Origin of the sequence: Erysipelothrix larvae (genome assembly GCF_001545095.1) — a bacterium.
GTDB lineage: Bacteria > Bacillota_I > Bacilli_A > Erysipelotrichales > Erysipelotrichaceae > Erysipelothrix > Erysipelothrix larvae.
The window spans coordinates 680,300-705,398 of the sequence record NZ_CP013213.1; the positions used below are offsets into that span (position 1 = coordinate 680,300).

The 25,099-nt window shown below is 37.8% G+C and carries 22 protein-coding genes and 1 other annotated feature; of the genes, 17 read left to right on the forward strand and 5 right to left on the reverse strand.

Features of this window, described 5'->3' with window-relative positions; translation table 11 throughout:
* Positions 1–236: 236 nt before the first annotated feature.
* Complete coding sequence (locus AOC36_RS03090) at positions 237–752, reverse strand: GNAT family N-acetyltransferase (RefSeq protein ID WP_067631367.1); 516 nt, start codon at positions 750–752, stop codon at positions 237–239.
* 427 nt (positions 753–1,179) lie between these two features.
* On the opposite strand from AOC36_RS03090, the gene AOC36_RS03095 reads away from it, so the two are divergent.
* The 8 genes from AOC36_RS03095 (at position 1,180) to AOC36_RS03130 (ending at position 10,039) form a co-directional block, all read left to right on the forward strand.
* The gene (locus AOC36_RS03095; protein WP_067631369.1) at positions 1,180–2,925 is read left to right on the forward strand and encodes an immunoglobulin-like domain-containing protein; all 1,746 of its coding nucleotides are present in this window, start codon (positions 1,180–1,182) and stop codon (positions 2,923–2,925) included.
* A 184-nt stretch (positions 2,926–3,109) separates the two neighbouring features.
* Positions 3,110–3,808: an HAD family hydrolase gene (locus AOC36_RS03100; protein WP_067631372.1), complete on the forward strand. Its 699-nt coding sequence runs from the start codon at positions 3,110–3,112 to the stop codon at positions 3,806–3,808.
* A gap of 89 nt (positions 3,809–3,897) precedes the next feature.
* Positions 3,898–4,872, forward strand: a complete 975-nt coding sequence (locus AOC36_RS03105) for a zinc dependent phospholipase C family protein (protein ID WP_232505389.1) — start codon at positions 3,898–3,900, stop codon at positions 4,870–4,872.
* Positions 4,873–4,889: 17 nt separating this feature from the next.
* Positions 4,890–5,426 carry a ribosome hibernation-promoting factor, HPF/YfiA family gene (hpf, locus tag AOC36_RS03110; RefSeq protein WP_067631376.1) on the forward strand — a complete coding sequence of 179 codons (537 nt, stop codon included), beginning with the start codon at positions 4,890–4,892 and terminating at the stop codon, positions 5,424–5,426.
* A gap of 63 nt (positions 5,427–5,489) precedes the next feature.
* Positions 5,490–5,894, forward strand: coding sequence for a cell division protein SepF (locus AOC36_RS03115; protein WP_067631378.1), 405 nt, complete (start codon positions 5,490–5,492; stop codon positions 5,892–5,894).
* A 4-nt stretch (positions 5,895–5,898) separates the two neighbouring features.
* The gene (locus AOC36_RS03120) at positions 5,899–6,375 is read left to right on the forward strand and encodes a DivIVA domain-containing protein (protein ID WP_232505390.1); all 477 of its coding nucleotides are present in this window, start codon (positions 5,899–5,901) and stop codon (positions 6,373–6,375) included.
* Positions 6,341–6,555 (forward strand) — a binding site (T-box leader). (Overlaps the previous gene by 35 nt.)
* A 42-nt stretch (positions 6,556–6,597) precedes the next feature.
* Complete coding sequence (gene ileS, locus AOC36_RS03125; protein WP_067634561.1) at positions 6,598–9,339, forward strand: isoleucine--tRNA ligase; 2,742 nt, start codon at positions 6,598–6,600, stop codon at positions 9,337–9,339.
* On the forward strand, positions 9,326–10,039 hold the full coding sequence (locus tag AOC36_RS03130) for a TrmH family RNA methyltransferase (RefSeq protein ID WP_067631381.1): 714 nt from the start codon (positions 9,326–9,328) through the stop codon (positions 10,037–10,039). Before ileS ends, AOC36_RS03130 begins: the two co-directional genes overlap by 14 nt.
* 55 nt (positions 10,040–10,094) lie before the next feature.
* Here AOC36_RS03130 and AOC36_RS03135 read toward each other — a convergent pair whose 3' ends face one another.
* Positions 10,095–11,363, reverse strand: a complete 1,269-nt coding sequence (locus AOC36_RS03135; protein WP_157777134.1) for a polysaccharide deacetylase family protein — start codon at positions 11,361–11,363, stop codon at positions 10,095–10,097.
* Between the two features lie 324 nt (positions 11,364–11,687).
* Between AOC36_RS03135 and AOC36_RS03140 the strand changes: the two genes are divergently transcribed.
* The 5 genes from AOC36_RS03140 to AOC36_RS03160 all read left to right on the forward strand — a co-directional run bounded on the left by AOC36_RS03140 (position 11,688) and on the right by AOC36_RS03160 (position 17,884).
* Positions 11,688–12,725 carry a phosphodiester glycosidase family protein gene (locus tag AOC36_RS03140; protein ID WP_067631385.1) on the forward strand — a complete coding sequence of 346 codons (1,038 nt, stop codon included), beginning with the start codon at positions 11,688–11,690 and terminating at the stop codon, positions 12,723–12,725.
* Positions 12,722–13,804 (forward strand): hypothetical protein, encoded by a 1,083-nt coding sequence (locus AOC36_RS03145; protein WP_067631387.1) that lies wholly within the window; start codon positions 12,722–12,724, stop codon positions 13,802–13,804. The genes AOC36_RS03140 and AOC36_RS03145 overlap by 4 nt, the downstream gene beginning before the upstream one ends.
* A gap of 1 nt (position 13,805) precedes the next feature.
* On the forward strand, positions 13,806–14,831 hold the full coding sequence (locus AOC36_RS03150; RefSeq protein WP_067631390.1) for a bifunctional glycosyltransferase family 2/GtrA family protein: 1,026 nt from the start codon (positions 13,806–13,808) through the stop codon (positions 14,829–14,831).
* 286 nt (positions 14,832–15,117) lie between these two features.
* On the forward strand, positions 15,118–15,786 hold the full coding sequence (locus tag AOC36_RS03155; protein WP_067631392.1) for an ankyrin repeat domain-containing protein: 669 nt from the start codon (positions 15,118–15,120) through the stop codon (positions 15,784–15,786).
* Positions 15,787–15,811: 25 nt separating this feature from the next.
* A complete protein-coding gene (locus AOC36_RS03160) occupies positions 15,812–17,884 on the forward strand; it encodes an elongation factor G (RefSeq protein WP_470295752.1) in 2,073 nt (690 codons plus the stop codon).
* 139 nt (positions 17,885–18,023) lie between these two features.
* Here AOC36_RS03160 and AOC36_RS03165 read toward each other — a convergent pair whose 3' ends face one another.
* The 3 genes from AOC36_RS03165 to AOC36_RS03175 form a co-directional block, all read right to left on the reverse strand.
* The gene (locus tag AOC36_RS03165) at positions 18,024–18,893 is read right to left on the reverse strand and encodes a permease prefix domain 1-containing protein (RefSeq protein WP_067631395.1); all 870 of its coding nucleotides are present in this window, start codon (positions 18,891–18,893) and stop codon (positions 18,024–18,026) included.
* Positions 18,877–19,221 carry a PadR family transcriptional regulator gene (locus AOC36_RS03170; protein WP_067631397.1) on the reverse strand — a complete coding sequence of 115 codons (345 nt, stop codon included), beginning with the start codon at positions 19,219–19,221 and terminating at the stop codon, positions 18,877–18,879. Before AOC36_RS03170 ends, AOC36_RS03165 begins: the two co-directional genes overlap by 17 nt.
* Positions 19,222–19,604: 383 nt before the next feature.
* The gene (locus AOC36_RS03175; RefSeq protein WP_157777135.1) at positions 19,605–20,219 is read right to left on the reverse strand and encodes a superoxide dismutase; all 615 of its coding nucleotides are present in this window, start codon (positions 20,217–20,219) and stop codon (positions 19,605–19,607) included.
* A gap of 142 nt (positions 20,220–20,361) precedes the next feature.
* On the opposite strand from AOC36_RS03175, the gene AOC36_RS03180 reads away from it, so the two are divergent.
* The 4 genes from AOC36_RS03180 to AOC36_RS03195 are packed head-to-tail and all read left to right on the forward strand — an operon-like array spanning position 20,362 to position 24,947.
* Positions 20,362–20,838 (forward strand): phosphatidylglycerophosphatase A family protein, encoded by a 477-nt coding sequence (locus AOC36_RS03180; protein ID WP_067631399.1) that lies wholly within the window; start codon positions 20,362–20,364, stop codon positions 20,836–20,838.
* Positions 20,839–20,841: 3 nt separating this feature from the next.
* Complete coding sequence (locus tag AOC36_RS03185) at positions 20,842–21,531, forward strand: AAC(3) family N-acetyltransferase (protein WP_067631401.1); 690 nt, start codon at positions 20,842–20,844, stop codon at positions 21,529–21,531.
* Positions 21,532–21,561: 30 nt separating this feature from the next.
* Entirely contained in the window at positions 21,562–23,244 is a 1,683-nt protein-coding gene (locus AOC36_RS03190) for an ABC transporter ATP-binding protein (RefSeq protein WP_067631403.1), read from the forward strand.
* Between the two features lie 2 nt (positions 23,245–23,246).
* On the forward strand, positions 23,247–24,947 hold the full coding sequence (locus tag AOC36_RS03195; protein WP_067631405.1) for an ABC transporter ATP-binding protein: 1,701 nt from the start codon (positions 23,247–23,249) through the stop codon (positions 24,945–24,947).
* The last annotated feature ends 152 nt before the right edge of the window (positions 24,948–25,099 follow it).

A 25,099-nucleotide genomic window follows, 5' to 3' on the forward strand; every position in this document is an offset into this window, starting at 1 on the left:
ACTGAAACTAAAGCGTGACGCGTCCATTGGCGATACTCAATGGGTCATCGTCAAAGCTTGCTTCAGTAATAAAATGTGTTATCTGACTTCGCGGGTTCATACAAGTATCACCAACCTTTCCTTTGTTATTCTAACAGTATTTAAACGATGTTTCAATCAAAGCGCGATATAAATAAACAAATTTTTAGGCGCGCTTAAAGAATTTGCGATACTTTTAAAATCAACAATGACCAAAATTACAGATGAAACCAATAGCGTCTTATGGGTGTATCTTCTTCAAATAGAATGTTTTCAAATTGTCCACCACAGCCTTCAATAACTTTAATTGAGGCGATATTCGTATCGTTAGCAGTTACTAACACATCACAAATGCCATACGTTTTGCATTTTTCAAGTGCAAGATGCAACATTAACTTACCATAACCCTGGCCTCTTTTATCTGGATGAATCGAATAACCAATGTGACCCCCAAAGTTTCGTAAAGATTCATTCAATTGTGTTCGAATGTTCACGATCCCAACAAGTGATTGATCCTTCATATCAACTAAACAATAGGTAAATGCAGGGACAAAGCCAGGTTGCACAGTGTCCTGATGTTCATCACGCAGTGATTGTGCAATCCAATCTGTAACATGGGGAAAATGATTGATACCGGCACATCCATGAATGGATTCATTGCGCTTATTAAAGGCATCCTTATAGTCTTGAATTTGCTTTGTGTAATCAGACGATAGTTTTATGAGTTTGACCATACTACACCTCCGTGAAGTCTTATACTTCTTATCACCATTCTACCAAATTTTACGCTTCAAAGATATCACAAGACCGCTGTTTTGATAAGAATAAAACAGCGATTTAAAGCGTATCAGTTTAAGCGTATCCAAATAGAAGTTATAAAGGGCTTGATATAGAATTCTTGAATAAGTAAAACAAGTGATTTGGATAATTTTAAGGGAATTTTCTATCCACAATAGGGTAACTTGATTCTTTTTGAAACTATTTTGTCTCGATTTGTTTTCTAATGATTGAAAGCGTTTTGAACGACCGCTTTTCAATGATCCATATGATATTTTCTTGATGAGAAAAAAAAGCATAAAAACTTATGTAAAAATAAAGTTGATACCAATAAAAAAAACAAAGTATAATTACACTAAAGGTATTTGCCAATAAGGGGGAAATATGACGAAACGAAAAAAGATATTAATCGCAAGTGTTTGTTTTTTAACTGTTTGTGCAGTGATTGGTGGAGCATACTTACACCACTACCTTTCAATAGATCGTCGTGAATATGCTCTGATTGTTGAAGGTGAACGCTCTCCAGTACTTGAAGTATTTGATGATTATGAAGAAAAAGGTGCTTACGTCAGTGTGGATGGATTGCGTGATGATTCAATTGTAGTGAACATCAAAAGCAGTTTAAAAACAGATGGCTTGGGTGTGTATGAGCTTTTGTATTGGGTTGAAGGTCGTGAGCAGCTATCAAAAACGCGCACAGTAACAATCGTGGATACCCAAAGTCCAGAAATTAAACTAAAGGGGGGCACTGTGAACCTTTTAGTTGGAGAAGAATATAAAGAACCAGGCTATGATGTGAGTGATAATTACGACACAGAAATTGAGGATAAAGTGGTTGTTGAGGGTGAAGTAAATACAAAAAATGCCGGAACGTATACCTTGACCTATTCTGTAAGTGATCAGTCTGATAACTCCCACAGTGTTAAACGTGAAGTTATTGTAACCAAACCAAAACCAGTCGTTCACGTAAAACCAGTAGAAGAAAAGGGTGAAGAAGTGAAGGTAGTTGTTCCAAAAACAGGGGAAGTTCTTAAAGAGATTACTGCGCTCAAATTCTCAGGGGATGGCTTTAAACTTGAAGGAAGCCATGAAACGCTGATTCAAGCAGTGAACCTTGTCAATAAGGATACCCAAAATACAGTGACATATGATACCCAACTCAGTGATCATAAGTATAGTGTGAATATCAATGTTACGAATCTAGAAAATGGAAGCTATAGTGTTCGAGGAAGAGAAATTGATAATGCACCCCTAACATTCAATTTGGATCCGCTTTTGAAACTGGGACGGGGTCGTGTCGGCAATAAACTGGTTACCTTTACTTATCCAAATAATACTCTTGAAATTAAAGTTGAAGATTTCGCTTATCAATATGACATCGCCCTTAATGTGGGTCATGGTGGTCATGATTCGGGTGCCATTAACAAATACATCTATGAAAAAGTAATGAATTTAGAAGTATCCTTATATGAAAAGCAACGCTATGAAGAACATGGACTTAAAGTTTACATCAATCGAACCAGTGATACCTTTGGTGAAGTGATTGGAGAGAGCGAATGGAAGTCCCTAACGCGCTCTGCGTTTAGTTTTGGACACTATGCTGCAGTTTCACGAATTGCCTACAGTAATCACCATAACAGCTCTGCATCAAGTCTTGATGGGTGGGAAATTATTGTATCAGCACCTTCAACACGAGAACAAAACGCGGTTGAACATGCAATTGGTGCCGAATTTGACACACTCATTCCAAACATGGCAAAACGAAATCGACTCTATACACGTGACTATGACTCAGAGCGAAACTTCTCTAAAATGAATGGCGAAGTGTATAACTTTACAACCTACTATGCGATTATTAGAATTCCTTTAGAAAACTATAATGCACGTTCTGTGTTATTTGAACCAATCTATATCAGTGATATGGAGGATTTCCGGTGGTATTATCAAGAAGGAAATTGGAAGACAGTCAGTGAAGTGAAGATTAAGCATTATGTTGAATCACTGGGACTCAACTATATTGCACCTGCATCAACACAAACACCAAGTGAAGAGAGTGCGGAGCTTCCTCAAGAAGAACCACAATCAGATACTTCAAATTCTGAAACACCTCAACCTGATGATGCTGAATAATTCAAAATCTAATTGAATCAACCAATCAAAAGAAATCGAGACAAAATGCGATTTCTTTTTTCGTATCACTTATGTACTTGGGTCAGTATAAAAGTGTTGTTTATGATTATAAAGAACCAACCATTCTTTCTTTATTTTTTGAGCCGGTTTGTGTATAATAGTTAGAATACAAGGAGGTGTGAACGTGATTAATACAGTATTATTTGATTTAGACGGAACATTATTAAAAATGAATAACGATGCTTTTGAACATGCATATCTTGGTTCGCTGGCAAAAACAGTATCCCATTTAATTGATCCCCAACATTTTATTAAGTCCTTGTGGCAAGCAACTCATAAAATGGTTGCGAATGATGGATCAAAAACAAATGAAGATGTATTCTATGATACCTTTAGAGGACTTGTTGGTGATGCATATGAACCCTTAATCCCAGTGATTGATGATTATTATCACAATGGATTTGAGGCAGCACGATCAACCATTGAGTCAAGTCAAGAAATGATTGACGCAGTTGAGATACTTAAAGACAAGGGCATTCGCTTGGTTATAGCAACCAATCCGATGTTTCCAAAGATTGCGGTTGAAAAGCGCGTCGAGTGGGCAAAATTGAATTGGGAAGATTTTGATCACATTACACATTTTGAGATTTGTCACTACTGCAAACCCAATCCGAAGTATTATGAAGAAATCAAACAGGTCTGTGATTTAGATCCAAGTTTTTCAATGATGGTTGGTAACGATGCCCAAGAGGATTTAGTTGCGAAGACATTAGGGTTTAAAACCTATCTTGTGGACGATGACTTGATTCATCGCGGTGGGGATATCGATACAGATTATCAAGGAAGCCGTAAAGACTTCTTAGAATTTGTGAAAGGCTTGTGATTTGTGTTCATTTTATGAAATCTTTAGTTTATGTAGTGAAAAATTTGTTATAAGTTGATACAATAAGGTTAATAAAGGAGGTGACCATCATGCCGAATGTTGTAACGCATGGATTGATGGCGCTTGATGTATATAATCAATTGCCACCTTCTACGATTAAAACAGCAATCAAGGCGCACCCAAAGGCGTATCTTTTAGGGAGCAACGGACCCGATATCTTGTTTTACTATAACGTTTTTCCATGGCAGGACCAAACGTTAAACAAGAAAGTTGCAGATTATGGCAACCATGTTCATTCATATAAAGTTGATGCTTTCTACAACGAAGCTGTTAGTTTTATTAATCGCTTGCCTGATGGGAAACGAAAAACGATTCTTACAGCTTATCTTGCAGGTCATTTAATGCACTGGTCATTAGATTCAACGGCACATCCGTTTGTATTCTATCGATCAGGTGAAATCGCAGGCGATACGAGATTTTGGCACTATCGTTATGAATCAATGCTTGATTCACTGATGGTGCTTTATGTGAAACGTCGTAAAATGACCAGCTTGCATGCGACTCGGTTTGTTGATGTTTCGGATGATGAACGTCGAATCATTGCATCATTCTATTCTGTAATGCTTGAGCGTGTTTTTGATATACGCGAGGATTCAGAAGTGATTGATTCCGCAATAGAGTCAATGAAGAAAATTTTGGTATACTTATATGATCCACGGAACATTAAGTTACCTTTAATAAAGGAATATGAAAAAAGATTTGGAGAACCCTGGGCTTTTTCAAGCCACCTCGTGAGTTCAGATATTGACGCGAAGTATGATGTCTTGAATTTGAAACACGAAACATGGTGTAATCCAACCAATGCTGAAGACATTTCAACACAGAGTTTTGTAGACCTCTACAACGAATCCATTGATTTAGGAATTGATGGTCTTTCAGTATTGCAGGAACTCTTTGATGGATCACGTCACACGATTGATTCATTCACCCAAGGAAAGTGTTACGATACTGGGCGTTTAGAAGGTGTTCCAATGAAGTTTTATGATAGTATTTATGATAAGTAGAAGGCGAGGAACCAATTATGCTAGTTTATATTCATGGTAAAAATGTAGATATCACAGATGCAATGCATCAACGCGTGGAAGATAAGTTGAAATTCATGGAGAAATATTTCGATCTTGATGATTCATATCGTGCAAACGTTGTTGTAAGTGTATATCCTGATGGCCAAAAAGTTGAGGTTACAATTACTACAAAAATTGGTTTATTACGAGCAGAAGTGAAACATGATGATTTCTATGCTGCACTTGATTTATCTGTAGACAAACTGGAAGATCAAATTCGCAGACACAAAACTAAATTATCACGTAAAAACAAAGAAAGTTTAGCGCAATCATTCTTGAATTTGATTGAAGAGTCTGAGAATGAAGACGAACCTAAATTAGTACGTACGAAGACAATCGTTGCGGAATCCATGGAATTGAATGACGCAATCTTAAATATGGAACTCTTAGGACACTCATTCTTCATATATACCGATGAAGAAACCGAAGACATCGCAGTTGTTTACAAACGTAAAGACGGCGATTATGGATTATTAGAAGTTGAACGTGAATAAAAAATAGGAATTTAACTTATTCATGAATCGTGGTATAATAGTGGAAACGTTCGGAGGGCGATTATGAGTATCAAATCGAAACTAAAAAATATCTTAACACCAATTGAAGATGACGAATATATTGAATTAAGCACTGAAGAAGCAGAAAGCTTGAGTGATTACGAGAAACCACGTGCAAATGATGGATTTAAATTACCATCCAATGCACAAATGGTTTTATTCGAACCACGTTCTTTTGAAGAAGCAGAAGAAGTTGCGAAATACCTTAAAGGAAATAGAGCAGCTGTTGTGAATCTTCACCGTTTGCAAAGAGATTTTGCACAAAGAACCATCGATTTTCTGACTGGCGTTGTCTTTGCTTTAGATGGATCAATCCAAAAAATTGGTCACAATGTAATTTTGTGTACACCAAAATCAATCGGTGTTGAAGGCGAAATTAGCATGAGCATGGACGATTTCGATAACTAAATCTATGAAGGACCGCTTTAGAATCATGCGAAGTGGGTACGATCGCTTTGAAGTTGATCAGTATCTTTCTTCACTTGAAGGTCAATTAGAGGAGCTTAAGTTACGTTCAGAAGCTTATTTATCTCAAAGCCATGCGACCCAAAAACAATTGGAGTTGCAAAAGGTTCGTTATCAGCAATTGGTCAAAGAAATCGCAGCGCGTGAGCGTGCATTAGACCAACTCTCTCGAGATGCTTTGAAAGAAGCCAACAAGATTGTTGGGACTGCAAATCAAAACGCAGATCTCATTGTACGAGAAGCATTATCCGCTGCACGACAAATTTTGGTTGAAATTTCGCGAATTTCCAGTGAATCCCACTTGTTACGCGAAGAATTGGGTGTTAAACTTAAGAAGTTAGAAACAGTGGTCGAAGGGTTAGAACTCCCTGAAGCCCCAAATGTTAAATTATTTAGCGATGATCACGACAGGTCTTCACAATAACAGTTAATTTAGAGACTTCGCGGTTGGTGAAAGCGAAGAACTGCTTGTGTGAGATATCCCGTGTGAGCTATTTATCTGAAACCACAAAGTAAGATAAATCGGATGCCTACCGTTATCAGGCTTAAGTGCATTACAAGATGTAATGAATTAAGGTGGTACCGCGTTATAAACGTCCTTGTTTTAAGGGCGTTTTTTTATTGAAGGAGGAAATTTTTGATGAGTGTGAACTATAAAGACACATTGTTATTACCAAAGACAGATTTTGAGATGCGTGGGAATCTCAACAAAAAAGAACCCGGGCTACAACAGGCATGGGATGAGATGAAGCTTTACAATCGAATGCTAGAACAACGAGAGGGAGCACCGTTATTTACACTTCACGATGGGCCTCCTTTTGCCAATGGGAACATCCATATTGGACACGCACTCAACAAGTCATTGAAAGACTTTATCATCCGTTCACACTTTATGGCAGGGTATAAGACGCCATTTAGACCAGGATGGGATACGCATGGACTCCCAATTGAGGTTGCAATTCAAAAAACTGGTGTTAATCGTAAGGAAATGTCCATTGCTGATTTCCGTAAGTTATGTGAGGCTTTTGCACTGGGACAAATTAAAATTCAAATCGCAGACTTCAAACAATTAGGAACTGTTGCAGATTATGACAATCCATACATTACCTTAAACAAAGATTTTGAAGCAAAACAAATTAAAGTCTTTGCGAAGATGGCCCTTAAAGGCATGATTTATAAAGGACTTCGCCCGGTATATTGGTCACCATCGAGTGAATCTGCTCTAGCAGAAGCTGAAATCGAGTACCGTGATCGCAAAGATCCACAGATCTATGTTTCTTTTAAGGTTGTCGATGGAAAAGGACTCTTAACATCCGACGATGCATTGATCATCTGGACCACAACACCATGGACCATTCCTGCAAACCTTGCAATTTCAGTGAATGAAACCTTTGACTATGCCCTAATTAAAACGGATAAAGGTCAATTTGTCGTCCTTGAGAAGATGGTTGAACAACTCCAAAAAGAATTGAACTTTGAGTATGCAGAAGTACTCAAAACTTTCAAAGGGAAAGAACTTGAAGGTGTCACAACACAACACCCACTTTATGATCGGTTATCACCGGTTCTTTTAGGGGATCACGTAACGGATGATGCAGGGACTGGGTGTGTCCATACTGCTCCAGACCATGGTGTTGAAGACTTTGAAGTTGGGAAAAAATATGGCATTCACCCAATTGACCCGATTGATAATCAAGGGGTATTACGTGAAAATACCGGTCCATTTGCAGGGCTGTATTTTGAAGATGCCAACAAGGCTGTCACAAAAGCGCTTGATGAATGTGGTGCACTCTTAAAATTATCCTTTATTACGCACTCCTACGCACATGACTGGCGTACAAAAAAACCTGTAATGTATCGTGCGACTACCCAATGGTTTGCATCCATTGACATGGTACGTGATGACGTACTTCGCATGATTGATGAAGAAGTAGAATGGAACCCAACTTGGGGTCGTAAACGGATGTACAACATGATCAAAGATCGTGGTGACTGGACGATTTCACGACAACGTGCATGGGGTGTCCCACTGCCAATTTTATATGCAGAAGACGATACACCCATCATGGAAGAAAAAGTATTTGATCACATTGTTGAATTGTTTAATGAACACGGAAGCAATGTTTGGTTTGAACGCGATGCAATAGATCTACTTCCTGAAGGCTATACCCATCCAGGTTCACCAAATGGTACCTTCCGTAAAGAAAAAGATATTATGGACGTATGGTTTGACTCAGGTTCATCGCATACATCAGCCTTAAATCACGATGAAGTGCCACTTCCTGTAGACCTTTATTTTGAAGGTTCAGATCAATACCGAGGTTGGTTTAATTCATCCTTGATTATTTCAGCGGCAGTCTATGGTCACGCACCGTATAAAAATGTTGTATCACATGGATTTGTCATGAAAGATGATGGGCAAAAAATGAGTAAATCTTCTGGGGATGCGCTTAAACCAGCGAAAATCATTGGTGACTTAGGCGCAGATATTCTCCGTTTATGGGTTGCAAGTGTTGATTACCAAAACGATGCCCCAATCTCCCAAAATGTCTTAAAACAAGTCAGTGAATTATATCGTAAAATCCGAAATACCTTTAGATTCATGCACGGTAACCTCACAGACTTCAATCCAGATACCGATATGGTAGCATTTGAAGACTTAAGTGTTTTAAATCGCTATGTACTCAGTGAAGTGCATAAAGTGAATGAACTCAGCCAAGAAGCATATATGAACTATGACTTCCAAAAAGTCACGACACTAGTTGGTAACGCATTAACAAACCTAATGTCAGCATACTATCTTGACTATACCAAAGATATTTTATACATTGAAGGTCAAAATTCACGTCAACGCCGTGAAATTCAATCCGTCTTGTATGAATCACTGATGGTGTATTCACGCCTTATGGCTCCAATCTTAGTGCATACAACAGAAGAACTGAACAAGATTTTTAGACCTCAAGATGAAAGCATTCACTTGACTGAGTTTGTGAAGGTTCGTGAAGATGTTTTAAGCGTTCAAGAACTTGAAGACTTTAAACGTTTATTTGAACTGCGAGAAGCGGTATTTAAAGCACTTGAAGAAAAACGCGCGGATAAAGTTATCGGTAAGTCCCTTGAAGGCTTGGTAAAACTCCATTTAAGTGAGAAAGACCAAGCATTGGTTGAACAGATCCTTGGAAATAATGCAGCACAATGGTTTATCGTTTCACGTTTAGAATTTGTTGATGAAACACTCCCTGAAGTCTTTGGCTTTGAAGTAGACGTTGTGAAAGCAGAAGGATCAGTATGTCCACGTTGTTGGAATATTGTGACGGATGCACATGAAGAGACAGGATTATGTGGACGGTGTCATCATGTAGTTGGTGAACTTCATGAAAATCATTGATTCTCCAAAAAATGAATGGATTAAACACTTAGCACAGCTCAATCAAAAAAAGCACCGTGATGCATCTGATTTCATCCTTGTAGAAGGCGCACATCTGATTGAAGAGGCACGCAATGCCAAAATATTAGAGCAGGTGTTAAGCACACACGAACCCTGTGATGTGTTAATTAGCGATCGCGTGAGTGAGAAACTCTCACTTACTCATTCTGGGTCAACTCAATTTGGAATTGTTCGAAAACCCTCGAATGATCTGTCAAAAGATGCAACGCGCATCATGATTTTAGATGGTGTTCAAGATCCAGGCAATGTCGGAACCATCATTCGTTCCGCTTATAGTTTTGGGTTTGATGGGTGTTTGTTAACACCAGATTGTGCCGATGAGTTGAATGATAAAACCATTCGATCCAGTCAAGGCGCGGTGTTTCATCTTCCCATACATCGCCTCACATCCAAAGAAATCTTTGAGTATCTGTCTTCACATCAAATGACCCTTGCAGTTACAGATGTTGTAAAAGCACAGCCTTTATCTGCTGTTAAAGACGTTGATAAAATTGCTGTGGTCATTGGTTCTGAAGGGAAGGGTGTATCGGAACCCTTCAAGCAAAATGCGCATTGTGCCATTAAGATTGAGACCTCTCGGTTTGAATCCTTGAATGCCGCAGTTGCTGCAGGTATTATTGCCTACACACTTCGAAAATAACAACATTAAAACGGGGTTTCCTTGACTTAAGGAGACCCCGTTTTCTTCATTGTTATCAGTCGTTATCCGTACAGAAATCCATAAACATCTCGATTGGATAGTTTCCAAAGATGGTAGTCCGGCGAATCAACATTTTATCCGTGTTTTTGTCACTGTACCCATTGGAGGTATATTGTCCAATAAATGCTAGGTGGAATCCTGCATCCTTTAGCGCAGCCTTTGCACGATCATTAAAATCGAAGAATGGATACGCATAGTAATTAGATCCTTGAAGTTTCTCTTGGCTCAATTTCAAATCCGCAATCATTGAATCATAGGGTTCACATAACATCTGACCCCCTTGGGAGTAAGTCGTATTTTTAGGACATTTATAATTATTGTGCATGTCATCAGAATGGGATTCGAATCGTGCATATTTTGAATCCATATACTCACTTACATCAACCTTACTTGTGATTATAAAGAAGGTTGCATTCATCCCATACTTCTCAACAAGGGGTACTGAGTTTTCCAAGTAAATGCCATCATCCAAAGTGAGGGCGACTGTTTTTCTTGGAATCTGGATTTTGCTATCCAAAAACAGTTCCAACTCTTCCATGGTCAGCGTTAAGAAATCTTCATCTCTCAGATATTGTAGGTGCGATTCGAACTGTTCTATGGGATGACAAATTTCTACAGAAGCACAGGTTTGTGTTTCAGGGTCATAAACCGTGTGATAGGTGAATGTTCGAATGGTTTTTCGCGTCTCAATGGTTGTATTATCAGAAGGATACACAGACTCAACTTCTTTCACGTAAAATAATGTATCATCATAAGCAACACCATACTTCCCATCTTCTTTTATGATGATTGGAAGATCAAAAGAGGTATCGAGTGTTAAAACAAGTTCATCATCTTCATTGTAAAATTGTGTGGGTGTCGGTGTCTTCACATTCTCATTAAACATCACATATCGTGTATAACGCTGATCCTTTTCAAATTTTTTTGAAACACCATCAACATCATAGATGTTGATATATGCATCAAAATTCTTCACTTTAAAATATTGCGTGTCAACGTCGATGGGTTCATTTACAAGTTCAAGTGGGTATCCTTCTTGAATGGTTCCACATTTTTGATAGGCACCATTCTCAAATGTATAAAGAAATGTTTCTTTATTCGTGATGACATTGTAACTGAATCGACTGATTATTTCTTGAAGTGTTTTTTCTTGTTCAGCCCGTTCTTGGTCCTCTTTTGCTTTTGAACTTAATGAATTCACAACAAAAACTCCTGCAACACACAGAATCACAACACACATTCCAATCGCAATTTTTTTCTTCATAAGCCCGCCCCTTTTGATTAAATCATAACGTAAAGCGTCATAATTATCAATCATCTAAAATGATAAAGAAAGATCTCCTAACAAATATAAATTTTACAAAGGGTGATAAGAACGCTTGGAGGATGAGTCATTTGCTTAACACATATTAATGTTTATATTTTATTGAAACTACGCTTAAATTTCATGCTTAATTATTGATATAGAAGATAAATTGATACAAGAAAATAAAATAACATTATAAATCGATAATATTACATATAATATATTGAGTGGATTCTTAATCTATGCTAGACTTGATATATACATTTCTAGCGGGGGAGACCGATGAAAAAACTCATAAAATCACTATTAAAGGTGTGTGTGGCACTGGGAGTGACATTATTAATTGTTGCTTTTACGTTGGTAATATCGATTAGACTCTTGTTTTCTGACATATCCATCAATGCCAAAAATATGTTTGTGACCACAATGCTTGAAACCGGAAATTTCAAATTTGTTCCCGGGCTTTTTTTGTCGGATGCACAAATTCAAGAGATTGTGGATCGAAACTCCATGAAAGATATGGATACAGATGAAGATTTGTCCTTAATTGATGTGGATAAAGAAAACATCAATGATATTGAATTGGTTCAAATTGAAGGAAGATCCTTCATGGCAAAAATGTTAATCATCAAAGACCCATCACGGGTTACATTGGCCACAACTTATCCTTGGTCTGAATTTGGAAAAGAACTCCATGAGCTTGTGGAAAAAGAAAATTCACTCGCTGCTGTCAATGGCGGTTTGTATCAATCAGCGCATAATAAAGGGGGCTTTCCCTTAGGTGTTGTGGTGTCAAAAGGGGAAATCCAGTTTAACCAACCCACAATGAATGGGTTGTATCTAATTGGAATGGATACAAAAAACCTTTTACGGGTTATCAGTTTAGAGGGCATGAATGCAAGTGATGTTAAAAAGCTTGTAGAGACCGAAGGGATTCGTGATGCGGTGACCTTTCAAGAAGAAAATACTGATGCGAATAATCACTTTGTTAAACTTGTGGTCAATGGCGAAGCCAGAGCACTTGAAGGTAAAGGGAGTGGTGCAAACCCACGGACTGCGATTGGTCAGAGAAAAGATGGTTCAATTTTACTTCTTGTGACCGATGGTCGTGGTTCAGGTGGACACTTAGGCGCAACCGCCTCAGATCTCATTGAAATTATGATGGAATATGGTGCTGTGAATGCCGCAAACTTAGATGGTGGCAGTTCATCTTCTATGTTTTTAAATGGACACTATGAAATGACCAGTGTAACACTTTACTATAGTAACTCTTCTTGGAGACTACCTAACGCGTTTGTAGTAGAAAAGAGGGGTGAATGATGAAGTTAAATAAATTTAAAAAAGGGTTGTTAATATATACCGGAGTTCTTGTCCTTCTTGGAGGTCTGTTTGTTGGATATGTTGTCTTAAGTTTGAAAGACTATGAAGCAAATCAAATCGATACGTATGTTAAAAAAGCACTGACAAAAGGCGCTTTAAGTGATGAGATCGAATTAAGTAATTATGAAACACAGAAAGATGTGACTAAAGCACTTCAAAACCTTGTAGATCATACTGAAATTAAGATTAAAGAAACACAAAAGAATCATTACATCATCACATCTGATGGTGTCGAAATTGCGCAGCTTGAAGTTGAAGAAGGAAAAGCAATGACCAAATTGGGTATCTTGAACTATTCAAAACTATCCACCAAGTCACTGACTTTCTCAAATGGTGGGGCATTATATGCTTACAATGTACAAATTCCTTCAACTTATACACTCGAAGTCAATGGCATCACAGTTGATCCAAGTGAAAGTACGGGCCGTGAAGTCTTGGATGGGTACACGGATGCACAGTCTCAAAATGCACCTACAAATTCTGTTTATGCATTGAATGGATTTATCAATAAACCAACAATTGTCATTAAAGATGAGTCGCAAGCAATCGTTGAACCAACAATTGACAAAAATAAAATCACCGTGAGTACTTTTTATAAAACAGATGATGAAGTGGAAGCAATGAGTAAACTGGTTGAATCCATTGATGTGATGAAGCTCGCAAAGAACTATAGTCTATTCATGACCAATGACTTAACCGGTGCCAAACATGGTTTTGGAACCCTTGAACCTTATTTTATTGAAGGCACAGAAGTCTATAAACAAGCCTATCAATGGGCAAGTGGTGTCGACATTAGCTTTGTGAGTGATCATACATTCAAAAATCCGATGTTCTCAAATGAACGGTTATCACAGTTTGAAATTTATGATAAAACATCATTTTCTGTCTTAGTTCATTTAGATAAAAACATGATTATTACAGGGAAAGAACGGATTGATACCATGAATTCAAAGTGGTACTTTGTGTATGACAATGGGTGGAAACTGGTAGATATGAAGCATATTGGTAAGGGGAATTAATATGGACAACATTTACATCATCATTCCATCATTCAATCCAGATGAATCAATTATGCGTGAGTTTATCACTGATTTATATCAAGCATGTCAGAACATTGTGATTGTTAATGATGGTTCGGATGCATCCCATGATCTATTTTTCAAGTCGTTTGAACACATGGGTATACCCGTACTCAAACATGTCGTAAATCAAGGGAAGGGACGGGCGATTAAGTCAGGGTTCAATTATGTGTTGAATCATCATGATTTTGATGCAGTGGTAACGGCAGATTGTGATGGACAACATGCTGTAAAAGACATCCAAACATGTGGCCGCCTTGCACAACAACATCCCCATGATCTAGTATTGGGTGTTCGAGACTTTAGTCAAGATGATGTTCCAAAAAAGAGTCGGTTTGGAAATCGAATCACCATCCAAGTTTTTAAGATATTCATTGGGTTGAATATCACCGATACACAAACAGGGCTGCGAGCGTTTAGTCAAAAGGTTGCGAAAGAATTTTTAGGTGTTGCTGGAGAACGCTATGATTATGAGACCAATATGTTGATCTCATGTAAAGAAAAAGACATTAAGATATCAGAAACACGCATCGACACAATCTATATTAATAAGAATCAAACCTCACATTTTAATCCAATCAAGGATTCTTTCATTATTTATAAACTCTTTTTTAAGTATATTTTAGTCGCACTGAGTTCCTTTATTCTTGATATTTCATTATTCCAATTGTTTATGTGGATGCTGAGCATGGATCGAAAGATTTTCTATGCTACAATCTTTGCACGCGTGTTCTCTTCAATGTTTAACTATAAATTGAATGGAAAACTTATCTTCAAACACAGCTCCATAAAATCAATGATCAAATACTATCTTTTGGTACTTGGGATCATGTTGATATCAGGGTTTATGGTAACGTTTATTTGTGAGATACTCACGATAAAACCCGTCTTGGTTAAGCTTGTTGTTGATGGATTGCTCTTTGTTTTGAGCTTTGTTGTCCAACGCGAATGGGTATTTAAACGATGACCAAACCGAACAAAAACTAAGGACACATTTTAGTTTTATCGTAAGGGAAATAAGCAAGTATGACAGATATATAAACATTAGAATAATTTTATAAATGTTTTCTTGTTTTTGACTTGATAAATATGTGTAATCGGTTACAATATAAGTAAGCAAAGGAGTGATGAACCATGGTAGCGATTGTACCTAAAAAGATAACAGGGGTACTTTTAGTGGGTTCATTACGATATTTTGATATGGGATAGATACGGTGTGTCTATCTTTTTTGTTTGTGAAGGAGGAGACTATTATGGATCAGACAAACAAAACTTTCTTTGATGCTTGTGCTCAAGGAGATCTTGAAGCAGTCGTCAATGCACTTGATAATGGTGCAGATGTTAATGGTGTAAATGGTGAAGGACGTACAGCCCTTATGCGCAGTGCGAAACGGGGTCATGTTGACGTTGTAACCTTACTGCTCGAACGTGGTGCTAAAGCAGATGCTCAAGATCTTAAAGGTAAAGACGCATTGATGGCAGCATCAAAGAAAGGCTATACCAAAACGTCTAAATTACTCATTGATGCAGGAGCCGATGTAAATACACGTGATCATAAGGGAAGAACCGCGTTAATGCGTGCTTCATTCTTAGGCCATTTGGATTTAGTGAAGTATCTTGTGGAATGTGGAGCAAATGTGAATAACACCGATGATATGGGCCGCACCGCACTTATGGAAGCTGCGTTAGCGTTCAGATTTGATATTATCAAATTTTTAATCGAAGAAGGTGCAGATGTTAATGCACAAGATGTCAATGGATGTACTGCTCTTATGAGAGCATGCTACTCCGGATATGCAGATTTAATAGAGTATCTTCTACAACATAATGCCGATAAGACGATCGAAGATAAAGATGGAAACCTCGCAATCCATTATGTTCGTCAACATAGTTTTGAAGATTTAAAACACCTATTAAAATAATATAATATCTGGAGGAAAATAACTTATGACAATGCGTGATTATCATTCAAATAATGTAAGAAATGTTGTAGTATTGGGGCATGCCGGATCAGGGAAATCTTCTGTTGTACAGGCAATGCTTAAGAAAATTGGAAAAGTAGACCGAATTGTAAGTGCTGAGAGTGGCCAATCAATGGTAGACTTTGAACCTCAAGAAGTTAAACGAAATCAATCAATTTATACTGCGCTTGTCCCAATTGAATGGGAAGGTAAAAAAATCAATTTTATAGACACACCGGGTTACTTAGATTTTATGGCTGAAATGATTTCAGGTTATAGTGTTGGAGATAATGCATTAATTGTTGTGGATGCAAAAGAAGGCGTCGATATCGGCACACGAACTGCATTCAATTGGATTCAAAGAGATTTAAAACCGACAATCTTTTTCGTAAATAAGATGGATGATCCCGAAGTATCATTCCATGAAACCTATAATGAACTTCGTGAAGCATTTGGTAATTCAGTGATTGCGTTTGAAATTCCAATTCGTGAAAATGGAACTGCAATCGGTAGTATTAACTTACTAAGTAAAAAAGTATGGTATTATGGTAAACCCGAAACACCATTTGACGTTCCAGAAGAATATCAGGCGCTTGTAAGTCAACACTGGGAAGAAATCTGTGAAGCAGTAGCAATGACAGATGACGGACTCATGGAATCCTATTTTGAAAATGGAGATATGAGTGAAGCAGATATCCTAAAAGGCGTGTCCTTAGGTGTTCGGAGCGGTGACATTCGTCCGGTATATTGCGGAAGTGCCATGAACAGCGTTGGTATTCGAAGACTTTTAGATTTGATTACAGAATATTTACCAAGTTATGGTGAAAAGGAAACCGTAAGCGGTCATACACATAAAGGTGAACCTGTTACTTTAAAAACAACTGAAGATGAAAAAATGAGTGCGCAAGTATTCAAAACAATCGTCGATCCATTTGTTGGACGCATCAGCTACTTGAAAGTTATGAGTGGTGTGTTGTCCAGTGATTCTGTAGTGACAAATGTTAATCAAGACGAACAAGAACGCGTGGGTTCTTTGTATAGTATTCAAGGGAAACACCAATTGGGTGTTGGAAAGCTCTTTACAGGGGATATTGGTGCAGTTGCGAAACTATCCGTAACACATACCTTTGAAACATTAGCAGCTAAAGATCTCGATATCATTTATGATACACCAACTTTACCACAAGCACTTTTAGGGGTTGCGATATGGCCATCCGCTAAAAAAGATGAAGACAAACTCAGTCAATCACTTGCGAAAGTTATTGAAGAAGAAATAGGTGCACGCTCAGAAACAAACCCTGAAACGAATGAATTGATTCTCTATGGGCTTGGTGATCAACACTTAGATATAATGGTTCGTAAACTAAAAGATAAATATGGTGTTGATGTCACAATCACAGTACCAGAGATTGCGTATCGTGAAACCATTCGTAAAAAATCAACCGGTGAAGGACGCCACAAGAAACAATCTGGTGGAGCAGGACAATTTGGTCATGTGTTCGTAGATTTTGAACCGTTTGATACCGATGAAATGGTCTTTGAAGAGAAAGTATTTGGTGGTGCAGTTCCACGTCAATACTTCCCAGCTGTTGAACAGGGTCTTCGTGAAGCAATGGTTAAGGGAATCTTAGCAGGCTATAAAGTTGTCGGTGTAAAAGCAACCTTAACGGATGGTAAATACCATGAAGTCGATTCAAAAGAAATCGCCTTTAAACAAGCAGCGCGTCTTGCGTATCTGGATGGTATGCCAAAAGCAAACCCTATACTCCTTGAACCGATTGTTGAACTTAAAGTGCATGTACCCGATAGTTATACCGGCGCAGTTATTGGTGATTTGAATAAACGCCGTGGTATCATCATGGGTATGGATGCTGAAAACGAAACAGATCAATGTATTACTGCAGAAGTACCGCTTGTTGAAGTGAGCCGTTATTTATCAGAACTCCGCTCAATTTCTCAAGGCCGTGGTACCTATGAACAAAAATTCCTTCGTTATGATGCTGCACCTGAACATATCGCTCAAGCAGTCATTCAAAGACGTAAAAAGGATGATGAATAAGGGGTAAACACCCATCAAATAAATAGTTGAAAAAGCCAAGAATCTTAAGTCAAAGATTCTTGGCTTTACGCGTTGTGCTATGTACTATTTGAAATATAGAGTTAGTAAATTATCAGATTTTTTTGATAAATATCGATGGTTAATTGTGCTCTTTATTTGGTAAAGAATCGAGATATCCAGAAATTACACCGGCAACTAAAATGATGATCCACCATGGATGCCATCCATTATATGAAAATCCTATAAATAAATAGGCAAAGACAGCCAATGACATAATGAGACCAGAGAATTTACCAGGATTGTATTGGATATTTTTCTTGCGATTAATCAGCGAATCATAAAGGCCATATGGAATACTAACACGTAGCATTAAGAATAATCCACATGTGAAGATGACTGCGCCTACACTAAAGGAGTAGGCCTGTGAACCAATCATAATGCTCACGATAAAGGCCAATAGCATGATTGCAATGGAACCAATCAAAACAAGGATAAACCGAGAAGCATAACGATCAGAAATATCTTTTACTCTGAGTGTATCATCGCGTGACAGCATGTTATGTGAGTCTTGTACATCTTCAAATGTATGCATCCTAAATCCATAAAGAATAAATACACTGAGGGCTAGGATTACGCTTATGAACAATGGAATTAGCAGAAAGTTACGCATAATTGGGAGCATTGCAATCACAAACCCAATGGCTCCAACACCAATCGCAATTGCATTTGCGAAGCGTGGAATAAAACGTAAGTAGTCGTCGAGTCTTTGTGACTCAATGATTGAACCATCAAGTGGGAGGTCAAGACCCAACCCTTCAATGAGTTCATCAATATTTCCAAACTCTCCAATAACATGACCAATTGCATCCGCTTCGCTCATTTGGTTCTTAATATATTCGTCGTATTTCATTAACATCGAATCCAGTATTTGATCTTTCGCAATGTTTACACTCTTAGAATTTGGAAGAGATCTAAACATAACTTCTACATAATCAATAATCTGTTGCATGAGTTGTCTCCTTAGTAAAGATGTCTATTACATCTTTTATTTGTCCCCACTCTTCGCACTTTTCTTTATAATACACTCTACCTTCTTGAGTGATTGTATAATACATGCGTCTTCGTCCTTGCGTTACAGTTCCTTCATATGAGGAAATATATCCTTGTTTTTCAAGTCGAGTAAATGTTGAGTATAAAGTTGTTTCTTTTATACTGTAAGTACCACCAGTCATTTCGGTAATTCGCTGACTAATCTCATAGCCATATGAATCTTGGTTGACCAACAAGGATAGAACAAGGGTATCGTTATAACCGCGCATACTATCGCTACTTATCATAAGATCTCCTTTACTTCATCTGTCGTGGTAATAATAACACAAGTACTACGACAGATGAAGTAATATGCTTTTTATTTTAAGTGTTAGCTTAACGTTAAATCAATGAGGAAGATCTCAGATAATAATAAACCAAAGCTGAGAGGGTAATTCATGCGTGGCACTTGATCGTAAAAATAACAAATCAGAGTATGAACACGCTTATTATAAGGGTGTGAGTGTAGTGTTCAATCGATGAAGATAAGCGTGACATATGGGTGTTACTGAGTATGAATGGGTTCAGGATTATGGGTCCAAATTATATCGTTGTGTCGTGATTATCAATTTTTTTGTAATCAATGAAATAGTGATCGTGCGAAAAAAAAAGAGCGTAAAGCTCCATTTTTTTAGATTGCATGATTGTAAAGTTCAGATACTTTGTCCCAATTGATAACTTCAAACCAGTTTTGAATGTAATCTGGACGACGGTTTTGATAGTTTAGATAGTATGCATGTTCCCAAACGTCGATTCCTAAGATTGGGGTAAGACCAAGGGAATATGGACTGTCTTGGTTTGCAGTTGAAATCACATCTAATGTTTTTTCTGGTGTAACAACAAGCCAAGCCCAACCACTACCAAAGCGTGTTTTCGCAGCAGTGTCGATTTTAGCTTTTAATGAATCCAAAGATCCAAAGTCACGTGCAATGGCTTCTAATAATTCAGTGCTTGGAAGTTGTCCTTTTGCAGGTGCTAAGATTTCCCAGAATAATGTATGGTTAACGTGTCCACCAACATTATTTTGTACTGCAGCTCTGATATCATCCGGTACTTTGTTAAGATTTTTTAAAAGTTCAACTGGGTCTTTTTCCTTTAGTTCTGGGTGTGCATCCAAAGCAGTAAGTGCATTGGTAATGTATGCTTGATGGTGCTTTGTATGGTGTATTTCCATGGTTTTCGCATCAATTTGTGGTTCAAGTGCATCGTATGCATAATTTAGTTTAGGTAATGTATAGTTCATCATCGTTTTCCTCCTAATATACTTCAATGCTATCACTCTTTTACCATGAAGTCTAACAAACTGCCCAATGAACTAAAATTAACAACATCAGTCTAAAATGTGGTAAACTATAGCTATAGTTTAAGAGGTTTTGGAGGATATTTTTATGTTTCAACATTGTATAGAGGTTTTAGAAAACCGTGGTGTAACCATGGATGATTTGATTGATTGTGTTGTATACCTACAACAACGTTATCTTGATAATATTGACCGTGAAGAAGTTCGCGTAGATATTATTGAAATATTACAAAAAAGAGAAGTTCAACACGCGGTTTTAACGGGTGCTTTTATTGATATTGCTGTGGAAAATGGCACCTTTGGCTCAAAAGAAATTGAAAACATTATTGCGAATGATGAAGGGCTTTATGGTGTGGATGAAGTCTTGGCGTATGGCATTTGTAATCTATATGGATCAATTGCGCTGACTAATTATGGGTATATTGATAAAGTGAAACCTGGAATTATAGGTAAACTTAATGAAGACCATGATGGTGTTTGTAATACATTTATGGATGATATCGTAGGCGCGATTGCAGCTGCTGCAGCATCGAAGCTTGCACATACAAACGGTAAAAAGGACTAATCTATGATTTCACAGGCAATTAAACAACAAGTACAAAGGGTTTTTGATGCTTATGCAGTCCGTAGGGATGCAGTTGTTTTGTTGTGTGTTGATCCAACCTTGGATAAGCGTTATGTCAAACCACTTTTAGAAAGTGTGATTAGCATGGTTGGGGAAGGGTGTGTTTGTATTGTAGGGGATTGTTCCTTTAATACAAATGAGCAGGATGTCAAAAGTCTGCGCTCTTTAACCAATCAAGAACGACTTGTACTTGCAGCGGATTACCCGCTACAACTGCTTTCATTGCGTCAAGATAGCATTCTTGCACGGCATCCTTCGTTATCAATGGGTGGAGTAGGTAAGATGGCTAAGTTTATTTTTAGACATTCACACCTTGATTTCCCTTACGATAAACCTTCTGCGTTTTCTGATTTAGAAGACCTGAATGCTTTTTTTCTCTGTGTTGGAAATGTGTACCCTAAGTTTGCACTAAAATATGCTGACAGCACAAACCCACAACGCGTCATAAAAAAAGAAAGCTGTGTCTACAATAATGAGTTGTTGTCGTATCTCGATTTTGAATGTGATTTCAAAGCGATTGATGATAATTTTTACCATCTTGATGAAGTTTCATATGATGCTGAAGGGTATCTTGATATATATAGTGGATGGTATTCAAATATAATTATAGAATTAAGGAAATCCTCTCGGTGATTTCCTTTTTATTTGGTGTATAATATTGGTATGAAATATTTTGAAGGATACAAACTAAAAACAGCAATCGCAATTTTATCAAAGTTCATAGAAGCGGTATTTGAAATCATTATACCGCTTTTAATGGCGCGTTTGATTGATTCAGGGATTGTTGCTGGAAATGATTCGGTTGTTTATTCAAGTGTGGTATGGATGCTTATTTTGACATTATTGGGGTATTTATCTGCCCTTGTCTGTCAATACTACGCATCTCATATTTCACAAATTGTCGGAGGGCGCATTCGATCGGATTTGATGAAACATGATTTAGAATTATCAACCGATCAAGTGGATGCATTTTCAAGCTCCGTCTTAACAAACCGTATTACCTCAGATGTCTTGTTTATTCAGGACATGATTGCACGGGTTATCCGTTTAGGCGTTCGTGCACCTTTTTTGATTGTAGGGACGATTGTAGCACTGTTTACCATTAATCAAAAACTATCCTTGGCATTATTGATTGCATTACCGCTTTTTGTTGGAGTTATCTGGGGATTTATGATGCTCACAATGAGAGGACATGCCAAAGCAACCACACAACTGGATCGTGTTACGGCGCGTGTAAGTGAACTATTGTCTGGGTCTCGCATTATTCGTGCATTCTCAAAACAAGCGCACAGTGATCGTGTCTTCAACAACGATAATGATACCTTGTTTAAACGTCAATCGACTGTAGGGATCTTTGCGACACTCTCGAGTCCTTTTACAACCTTAATGATGAATGGACTCATGGTCTTATTGATTTACATTTCTGGGATTCAAATTAACCTGGGGTCAATGACTCAAGGTCAAACACTCGCGATCATAAACTATTGTAACCAATTATTGATTACATTGATTGTTGCAATGAACTTAATCATGATTATTTCCAGAGGGACAAACTCATTAAAACGGGTGAAGCAAGTTTTAAATACACAACCACGCTTGAGCAGTGATGGTGATGAACGTATTGAGAAACCCTTTAAACTTGTTTTTGATCGTGTATCATTTAGCTTTCCAGATGAAAAACGTCGCGTCCTTAACGGGATATCATTTACACTTGAACCAGGTAAAACATTGGGTATTATTGGATTAACCGGCAGTGGGAAAAGTACCTTACTGAAGTTAATTCCACGCTTCATGGAAATTAGTGATGGCTCGATATGCATCGATGATTCTGATTTGAGTGACTTTAACATTCATTCCTTGCGCGATGGAATTGGTTATGTACCGCAAAACGCGCAGTTTATTCGGGGATCTCTCAATGATAACATCACGATGAGACGCTTTGAAAATCCAGAAGAAGCGCTCACCGATGCACAGGGTCAAGACATTTTGAGTAAGGGCTTGGATGTGTTGATTGAGGAGTCAGGGAAAAACTTATCGGGTGGACAAAAACAACGGGTTAATATTGCACGCGCTTTAGCAAAAAAACCTAAACTCTTACTTTTTGATGATAGTTTTTCTGCGCTAGATGCGATTACAACTGCACGTCTTCAAAAAACCTTGCGCACAAAATATCGTGATACAGCGCAAATTATTGCAAGTCAAAGAACAAGTTCAGTGTCTCATGCAGATTGGATTCTTGTTTTAGATCAAGGACACATTCTTGATGAAGGAACCCATGAGTCTCTTTTAAAAACAAATGAAATTTACCAACGTATTTATTCACTACAACAAGAAGGGAGCGATTGACCATGAAATTTACACGTCGACAACTTGTTGGAATCACGCTATGTATCGTGCTCTCATTTATTGCTGCCTATATTCTTGTATTAACGCCAAAATATTTAGGAAGTGCTGTAGACTTAATGGTTGGAAAAGGAAATGTGGATCTGAGTGGTGTCAGAAAGATTCTCTTATTCTCATTAGGTCTATACAGTGCGTATTTTTTGTTAACATGGTTTGTTTCGTGGTTTGCGAATCAAATTGCAGTTCGTTTTGTGAAAAATATTCGTTCACAACTCGAATATCGTCTCAACCGCAATCCGCTCTCATTTCTTGATACACACCCCCATGGGAATCTTTTGAGTCATTTCTCAATTGATGGAGAGCTCTTAATCGATGGGCTCTTCCAACTAATCTCTCAATTATTCAGTGGTGTCTTTGTTGTCTTAATCTCTTTATATTTTATGTTGCAGGTAAATGTTCGAATGACCTTGATGGTTATCGCTATGGTGCCTGTGATGTATTTGACATCCAGTGCAATCGCTAAGCGATCGTTAGTACTGTATCGACGCCAACAATCCCTAGCAGGTCAGTTGGGAGGCCATGTTCAAGAGGCCATGAATAATCACCAGCTCATCCTAAGTTCAAACTATCAAAAAGAATCTGTGAAGGACTTCGAAGCAATTCATGCAGAGTATAATGAGGTAGGGGAAAAAGCACAATTTCTTGGGGCTCTTGTAAACCCAACCGTTCGTGTGATCAATAACATCAGTTATGTCTTGATTGGTCTTATGGGTGCTTATGTATCAAAGAACTATGGGCTTACAGTTGGGACACTCACCAGTTTTATTAGTTATTCCATTATCTTCTCAAAACCATTTAATGAATTTAGTGCAATTGTGGCTCAGGTTATGTCTGCAAAAGCAAGTTATGATCGGATTTTGGAAACTTTAGCGTATCCAATTGAAGAAGATCGTGGCGAAAAGATGACGTTAAAAGGTGAAGTCGTATCCTTTGAACATGTAGACTTCTCGTATGTAAAAGGGCATCCAATTATCCAAGATTTATCTCTTGAAATACCACCTCTGTCAAAAGTTGCGATTGTAGGACCAACAGGTGCTGGGAAATCAACGTTGATTAATATCTTAATGCGATTTTATGATGTTGATTCGGGCATTATTAAAATTGACGGTGTGGATACATCAACATTAACCAAAGAATCCTTAGGAAATGTCATGAGTATCGTACTCCAAGATCCTTGGTTGTTTGAAGGGACCATTCGTCAAAATATAAAATATGGCAAACCACATGCAACCGATGCGGAAATGATCGAAGTTTCAATTCAGGCCGGGTGTCATGATTATATTCAATCGCTTGATAAAGGTTATGATACAAAGATTGATTTAGGATCGCAAAATATCTCATTGGGTCAAAAACAAATGATAACAATCGCACGCGCTTTAATGGTTGATGCACCCATCTTAATTCTGGATGAAGCGACGTCAAATGTCGATGTATTGACTGAATACAAAATTCAAGAAGTGTTTCGAAAGATTATGGCTCAGCGAACCAGTTTCTTTGTGGCCCATCGATTAGCGACGGTTGTGGATTCAGATGTTATCCTTGTAATGCGTGAGGGTAAACTGGTTGAACAAGGAACGCATAAAGAGCTGATGGCACACAAAGGGTTTTATCACACATTATTTATGAGTCAGTTTGATTCAGTATAAGCAGGATTAAAAGTTGCAAATGCAACTTTTTTTGTGCAATTTATGCACGAATATGCACAAAATCTGGAAAAACAAGGAGTTTTGTGAAATATTTTTCACTTTTATTCAAGATAATACACTTAAAGCGCGATAACTATGATAGACTATTGATA

Excerpts from the sequence above, each read along its gene's own strand:
- AOC36_RS03090 (WP_067631367.1), bottom strand. The coding sequence starts at position 752 with ATGGTCAAACTCATAAAACTATCGTCTGATTACACAAAGCAAATTCAA.
- AOC36_RS03095 (WP_067631369.1), top strand. The coding sequence starts at position 1,180 with ATGACGAAACGAAAAAAGATATTAATCGCAAGTGTTTGTTTTTTAACT.
- AOC36_RS03105 (WP_232505389.1), top strand. The coding sequence starts at position 3,898 with ATGCCGAATGTTGTAACGCATGGATTGATGGCGCTTGATGTATATAAT.
- hpf (WP_067631376.1), top strand. The coding sequence starts at position 4,890 with ATGCTAGTTTATATTCATGGTAAAAATGTAGATATCACAGATGCAATG.
- AOC36_RS03115 (WP_067631378.1), top strand. The coding sequence starts at position 5,490 with ATGAGTATCAAATCGAAACTAAAAAATATCTTAACACCAATTGAAGAT.
- AOC36_RS03120 (WP_232505390.1), top strand. The coding sequence starts at position 5,899 with ATGAAGGACCGCTTTAGAATCATGCGAAGTGGGTACGATCGCTTTGAA.
- AOC36_RS03130 (WP_067631381.1), top strand. The coding sequence starts at position 9,326 with ATGAAAATCATTGATTCTCCAAAAAATGAATGGATTAAACACTTAGCA.
- AOC36_RS03135 (WP_157777134.1), bottom strand. The coding sequence starts at position 11,363 with ATGAAGAAAAAAATTGCGATTGGAATGTGTGTTGTGATTCTGTGTGTT.
- AOC36_RS03140 (WP_067631385.1), top strand. The coding sequence starts at position 11,688 with ATGAAAAAACTCATAAAATCACTATTAAAGGTGTGTGTGGCACTGGGA.
- AOC36_RS03145 (WP_067631387.1), top strand. The coding sequence starts at position 12,722 with ATGATGAAGTTAAATAAATTTAAAAAAGGGTTGTTAATATATACCGGA.
- AOC36_RS03150 (WP_067631390.1), top strand. The coding sequence starts at position 13,806 with ATGGACAACATTTACATCATCATTCCATCATTCAATCCAGATGAATCA.
- AOC36_RS03155 (WP_067631392.1), top strand. The coding sequence starts at position 15,118 with ATGGATCAGACAAACAAAACTTTCTTTGATGCTTGTGCTCAAGGAGAT.
- AOC36_RS03160 (WP_470295752.1), top strand. The coding sequence starts at position 15,812 with ATGACAATGCGTGATTATCATTCAAATAATGTAAGAAATGTTGTAGTA.
- AOC36_RS03165 (WP_067631395.1), bottom strand. The coding sequence starts at position 18,893 with ATGCAACAGATTATTGATTATGTAGAAGTTATGTTTAGATCTCTTCCA.
- AOC36_RS03170 (WP_067631397.1), bottom strand. The coding sequence starts at position 19,221 with ATGATAAGTAGCGATAGTATGCGCGGTTATAACGATACCCTTGTTCTA.
- AOC36_RS03175 (WP_157777135.1), bottom strand. The coding sequence starts at position 20,219 with ATGATGAACTATACATTACCTAAACTAAATTATGCATACGATGCACTT.
- AOC36_RS03180 (WP_067631399.1), top strand. The coding sequence starts at position 20,362 with ATGTTTCAACATTGTATAGAGGTTTTAGAAAACCGTGGTGTAACCATG.
- AOC36_RS03185 (WP_067631401.1), top strand. The coding sequence starts at position 20,842 with ATGATTTCACAGGCAATTAAACAACAAGTACAAAGGGTTTTTGATGCT.
- AOC36_RS03190 (WP_067631403.1), top strand. The coding sequence starts at position 21,562 with ATGAAATATTTTGAAGGATACAAACTAAAAACAGCAATCGCAATTTTA.
- AOC36_RS03195 (WP_067631405.1), top strand. The coding sequence starts at position 23,247 with ATGAAATTTACACGTCGACAACTTGTTGGAATCACGCTATGTATCGTG.